This window comes from Candidatus Neomarinimicrobiota bacterium, assembly GCA_022567655.1.
Lineage (GTDB): Bacteria > Fidelibacterota > SORT01 > SORT01 > SORT01 > JADFGO01.
Genome location: JADFGO010000147.1, coordinates 1 through 2,886, shown reverse-complemented (window position 1 = coordinate 2,886; position 2,886 = coordinate 1). Strand labels below are relative to the sequence as shown.

Below are 2,886 nucleotides of genomic sequence, written 5' to 3'. Positions count from 1 at the left end.
TGCAGCATAAGATCACTCAGATCATCTAAGCGCCATTGACTTGATGCATCGCAAAGAGCTTCCGTGGGGTTCGGGTGCGTCTCGATGAAGACTCCGTCAACTCCCGCCGCTACGCCGGCTCTCCCCAATGTAGGTATAAATTCCGGTGTCCCGCCTTTCGGGTCCTTGGACGGTATTCCATACACACGGACCGAGTGAGTTACGTCAAAAATAACCGGATAACCGAACTTTCTCATAATCTGAAAAGATCTCATATCAACTACAAGGCTTTGATACCCGAATGATGTTCCCCGCTCCGTCAGGATGATGTTGTTATTGCCTTCTTCCTCGATTTTACGGACTACGTTCTTCATATTTTCCGGGGCGATAAATTGACCCTTCTTCAGGTTGACAACCCTTGCCCTTTTCGCCACCTCAATCGTCAGCTCCGTTTGCATGCAGAGGTATGCCGGAATTTGCACCACGTCTAATACGTCAGCCGCGGGCGCAACCTGTTCGATGCTGTGTATGTCGGACAGCAGGGGCAGTCCGTATCGCTTTTTGACTTCCGCTAAAATTTTGAGTCCCTTTTCCAACCCCGGACCTTGATAACTCTTGGAGGAGGAGCGGTTGTCTTTCAGGTAAGATGACTTGTAGATTATGGGGATCTTCAGTTCTTCAGAGATAGATTTCAATCTTTCGGCCGTCGAGTAAGCTACCTCTTCCGATTCTATAACGCATGGTCCCGCGATAAGAAGCAGATCGCTGCCGCCTCCCAATTGTAAACCGTCAATCTCGATTGTTTTAGTCATTGCCGGCAGCTGTTTTGCCTGCCTCCCCGTTTGACCTATTGTACTTTACCGCTGCTTCAACAAAATTCCTGAATAGAGGATGAGTGTTGAACACTCTTGATTTGAGTTCCGGGTGAAACTGTGTTCCGACAAACCAGGGATGATCCTTGATCTCAATTATTTCTGTTAAATTGTCTCTCTCATTGATTCCGGAGAGGATCATTCCTGCTTTCTGGAGTTGGTCCTTGAACTCGTTGTTGAACTCATATCGGTGTCGGTGCCTCTCGCTGATTTGTTTTTCGCCGTATGCCTCTGCGGCTTTATTCCCCGGTGTTAGAGTGCACGGATAAGCGCCGAGTCTCATCGTTCCGCCTTTGTTACTGATATTTTTCTGATTTTCCATAATGTCGATGATCGGATATGGTGTTTCAGCGTCAAATTCACTGCTGTTTGCGTTCTCCAATCCGCAAACGTTACGCGAGAACTCGATTACCGCGCATTGCATTCCGAGACAGATACCGAAGAACGGTACCATGTTCTCACGGGCATACTTCGCAGCTTCAATCTTTCCCTCTACACCCCGTTTTCCGAATCCGGGAGGTATAAGTATTCCGTCAACTCCACTTAGATTTTCCGCAACATTCCCTTCCATTTTTTCCGTGTCAACCCATTTGACACTCACGAAGGCAGAATTGTCCACACCGGCGTGTACAAATGCTTCAAGAATACTTTTATACGCATCCACAAGTTTATTGTATTTTCCGCATATTGCTATAGTGATCTCTTTTTCCGGATTGTATATCTTATTTACGAATTCCTCCCACTCGCTGAATTTTATCCGGCTCGCAGGCAGCCCGAGTTTGTCTAATATCAGTTCACCGACGCCCGCCTTGTGAAACCTGATAGGAACTTCATAGATGCTTGCCACGTCGATTGCCTCAATCACCGAATCCGTTGTTACGTTGCAGAAAAGAGATAGTTTATCTTTGATACTCTGGTCGAGTTTCCCTGAAGTCCGGCACATCAATATATCCGGCTGGAGACCGATTTCCCTGAGCCGCATGACTGAATGCTGAGTCGGTTTCGTTTTTGCCTCACCCGAACTTTTAATGAAAGGAACCAGAGTGAGATGGATGATGAGCGTATTCTCCCTTCCCTCCTCCACACAGAACTGACGTATCGCTTCGAGAAACGGCAGGCTTTCGATATCGCCGACCGTTCCTCCCACCTCCGTGATTATTATGTCAAAGTCATCATCACCGCCGGACAGCTTCTTTATGGAACTTTTTATCTCGTCAGTGATGTGCGGGATAACCTGCACGGTGGCTCCCAGGTACTCACCCTTACGCTCCTTGGTAATCACCGTGTTATACACCTGCCCCGTAGTCAGGTTATTCATCCGGGTCATATCCGTATGGATGAACCGTTCGTAGTGACCTAAGTCGAGGTCGGTTTCCGAACCGTCGTCAGTAACGTATACCTCTCCGTGCTGGAAAGGAGACATCGTTCCCGGGTCGATATTCAGGTACGGATCGAACTTCTGAATCGTAACCGAAAGTCCCTTTGCCTTCAGCAGCGCCCCCACGGAGGCGGCGGCGATACCTTTTCCCAGTCCGGACATTACGCCTCCGGTAAAAAAGATATACTTTACCTGTTTACTCATACCGCTCCCGACTTTTCAAGCACGTATTTCTCAAATTCTTCATTTGCCCTGTTAAGATCCGATTCTGTGTCTATGGGAAACGACTTATATGCAGTTTCTATCAGTTTTATCCTGTATCCGTTCTCGATTGCCCGCAGCTGCTCGAGACTCTCCGATAATTCCAAAGGGGTTTGATCCATAGCGGCGAACTTCAGAAGAAAATCCCGGGTATACCCGTAAATCCCCAAATGAATCCAATACTCAGAATTTGAATTATCCTTATTATCGGTTATAGGAGTTCTGCTGAAATTCAAGGCGTTCCAATCTTTGTCGAACACTACCTTGACGAGATTCGGGTTCGGGATATCGTCCTCCGCGTCCGCCCTGCGGACGGCCGTAACCATTTCCGTGCCGCGATTGTCGAACGCCCCGACAACGTCGTCTATCAATGCAGGTTCGATGAAGGGTTCATCC

At 48.0% G+C, this 2,886-nt stretch carries 3 protein-coding genes; all 3 read right to left on the bottom strand.

Annotated elements, in window-relative coordinates; genetic code table 11:
- Positions 1–791 (bottom strand): 3-deoxy-8-phosphooctulonate synthase (kdsA, locus tag IID12_10250; protein MCH8289464.1); only part of this gene is annotated, 791 nt, incomplete at its 3' end.
- Positions 784–2,433, bottom strand: coding sequence for a CTP synthase (locus tag IID12_10245; protein ID MCH8289463.1), 1,650 nt, complete (start codon positions 2,431–2,433; stop codon positions 784–786). The genes kdsA and IID12_10245, both read right to left, overlap by 8 nt.
- On the bottom strand, positions 2,430–2,886 hold a 457-nt coding region (locus IID12_10240), incomplete at its 5' end, for a 3-deoxy-manno-octulosonate cytidylyltransferase (protein MCH8289462.1). The genes IID12_10245 and IID12_10240, both read right to left, overlap by 4 nt.